The organism is Rhodococcus sp. CX (assembly GCF_015865005.1).
Lineage (GTDB): Bacteria > Actinomycetota > Actinomycetes > Mycobacteriales > Mycobacteriaceae > Rhodococcus.
Genome location: NZ_JADZGH010000130.1, coordinates 22,851 through 25,331, shown reverse-complemented (window position 1 = coordinate 25,331; position 2,481 = coordinate 22,851). Strand labels below are relative to the sequence as shown.

General features: G+C 67.8%; 3 protein-coding genes. 2 read left to right on the top strand and 1 reads right to left on the bottom strand.

Annotated elements, in window-relative coordinates:
• The coding region (zapE, locus tag I0Q12_RS14190) for a cell division protein ZapE (RefSeq protein ID WP_231610643.1) at positions 1-832 on the top strand (832 nt) is incomplete at its 5' end.
• A 19-nt stretch (positions 833-851) separates the two neighbouring features.
• Here the strand turns inward: zapE and I0Q12_RS14185 are convergent.
• Positions 852-1,406: an N-acetyltransferase gene (locus I0Q12_RS14185; protein ID WP_197252524.1), complete on the bottom strand. Its 555-nt coding sequence runs from the start codon at positions 1,404-1,406 to the stop codon at positions 852-854.
• A 430-nt stretch (positions 1,407-1,836) separates the two neighbouring features.
• Here I0Q12_RS14185 and I0Q12_RS14180 point away from each other — a divergent pair, with 430 nt between their 5' ends.
• Complete coding sequence (locus I0Q12_RS14180; protein ID WP_231610642.1) at positions 1,837-2,370, top strand: 2-isopropylmalate synthase; 534 nt, start codon at positions 1,837-1,839, stop codon at positions 2,368-2,370.
• Positions 2,371-2,481 lie beyond the last annotated feature (111 nt).

The window sequence follows — 2,481 nt, the reverse complement described above, 5'->3', positions numbered from 1 at the left end:
CCGCGGCGGCAAGCGCGGTCTGTTCGGTCGCAAGGCGCCGTCCACCGGCGCCGGGCTGTACCTCGACGGCGGGTTCGGTGTCGGCAAGACCCACCTGCTCGCGTCGATCTTCCACAGCGCGCCCTCGCCCAAGGCGTTCGGCACGTTCGTCGAGCTCACGCACGTGGTCGGCGCGCTCGGTTTCAACAAGGCGGTCGAGGAGCTCTCCACCCACAGCGTGCTCTGCATCGACGAGTTCGAGCTCGACGATCCGGGCGACACGATGCTGGTGTCGCGTCTGCTGACCGAGCTGTCCGCGCGTGGAGTGTCGATCGTGGCGACCTCCAACACGCTTCCCGGCCAGCTCGGTGAGGGCCGGTTCGCGGCACAGGACTTCCTCCGCGAGATCAAGAAGCTCGCCTCGATCTTCGAGACGCTGCGCGTCGACGGCCCGGACTACCGGCACCGCGACCTGCCGCCGGCGCCGGACCCGATCTCGGCGGAGGAACTGATCGAACGCGCCGAGCAGATCCCCGGCTCCACGCTCGACGACTTCGACGAGCTGTGCGCGCACCTGAGCACGCTGCATCCGTCGCGTTACGGCAAGCTCATCGAGGGCGTGTCGGCCGTCTTCCTCAACGGGGTGCACCCGGCCGAGGACCAGTCCGTCGCACTGCGTCTGGTGGTGCTCGCCGACCGGCTGTACGACGCGAGCATTCCGGTGACCGTGGCCGGTGCCAAGCTCGACGAGATCTTCACGCCGGAGATGCTGGCCGGCGGCTACCGCAAGAAGTACCTTCGCGCGACCTCGAAGCGCGACAGCGCCAGCAGACGCGAGGTCGCCGCCAGCTGAGGGGTATGCCTTGGGCGCCTCACAGTTCGCGCTGCATGACGTAGTCCTGGTGGGTCTGTGAACCCACCAGGAACGTGCGCGTGCCCACCGTCCGGAAGCCCTGCTTGCGGTAGAAGGCCTGGGCGCGTTCGTTCTCCTGGTTCACCCCGAGCCACAGTCCCGCACGCCCGGCCGCCGCGGCGCGCTCCACGATCGCGGCCATGAGCGCCGCTGACACGCCGGTGCCGTGACGGCCCGGCAGCACGTACAGCTTGCTGATCTCCACTGCCGGGGTCGCCGTGATCATCGCCGCGATGTCGGGGTCGGCCGGCGGTGCGTCGATCGCCATCAGGTAACCGACGATCTCGCCGCCCATGCTCGCCTTCAGCACGATCCGCGTCGGATCGGTCAGATACTCGCCGAACCGTTCCGCCGAGAGGGTCTCGGCGATGAACTCGTCGATGTCGTCCCGGTTCGATCCGGGAGGGCACGCGAGCGGAAACGTGGTGGCGGCGACGTCGGCGAGCGTTTCGGTGTCCCAGATCCCGGCCTGTGCGACGGAGACGGCGGACTCTTCGACTGAGGGCGTGGACATAGGTTCCAGTAGACCACCCGGCCCACGGACAGGTGGGCGGGGCGTGAAGTACGCGGGGCCGGGTCGGCTTAGGGGTGGCCGGGGGCATGGGACCTGCCCTGGAAACGAACCCGAGAAACGAACGTGCCCCGGATATGGCTGAACCCCAGCCTTGGATGGGGGGTCATGGCTGGGGTTCATCTACCATCGGGGGGGATGGCACCACTGACGATACATGAGGGGTTCCTCAGGTTCCACTTTCCGCGGTCACGTTTCGATCACGTATCGACGGTGCAAAGGTTGCCTTTCGGACTTTCGCCCTTTACTGTGGCTTGTCATGAAGCGCGTACTCGTAGTTCACCGCCGTAGCGGGGTCTGATTCGGACCGACCCCTCGCTGCGGGTCGTTGAGCTACCTGTCGGTCCTCCCTTCTCGTGGAAGACCTCCTCCGATGAACGCCTTCACCTCCTTCGCTTCCGATCGTCGTATCGCCGCTGCGCGTCCCTTCGCCTCCTGCACCGAGACGGATCGACTCACCTCGCTCGACCCGTTCGCCGCCCGCTACGGCCGTGCCCTGCCGCTCGCGCTCCGCGCCGAAGCCGCCGGCATGTCCTGGACCGAATTCGCGGCGAACTACGCCCCGCAGGGCGGGCCGCTGGAACTTCGCGCCTGGAACACCACTGTGTTGACCGGGGGACTGTGCGCGTACGAGGCGACCTTCGAGCTCGACGGGACGGAGCGCAGCACCGCCTCCGTCGCGACCGGCCCGGTGTCCGCGATGACCGGCATGATCCACGAGCTCGGTTTCCGCCTCGAAATCCGTTCGTTCCACCGCCAGGACATGGGGGACACCCACGCGACGTTCCTGCTGTGCGAGTCCGACGACGAGCGCAGCTGCTGGGTGATGGGACTGGGCGGCACGGCCGCGGAGTCGACGCTGCGGGCGATGATCGCGGGAATCAACCGCCTGTACGGCACGCGCTGATCCACCGAAGCTCGATCCACCGAAGCCGGGACGGCCTCGCACGAGCGATCGTGCGAGGCCGTTCGGCGCTCGGCATCTGAATGCCGCTCCCGGGAACGGAACGACCCGACG

What these genes read in the sequence shown, in the direction of transcription:
- I0Q12_RS14180 (WP_231610642.1), top strand. Translation starts at nt 1,837, where the DNA reads ATGAACGCCTTCACCTCCTTCGCTTCCGATCGTCGTATCGCCGCTGCG.
- I0Q12_RS14185 (WP_197252524.1), bottom strand. Translation starts at nt 1,406, where the DNA reads ATGTCCACGCCCTCAGTCGAAGAGTCCGCCGTCTCCGTCGCACAGGCC.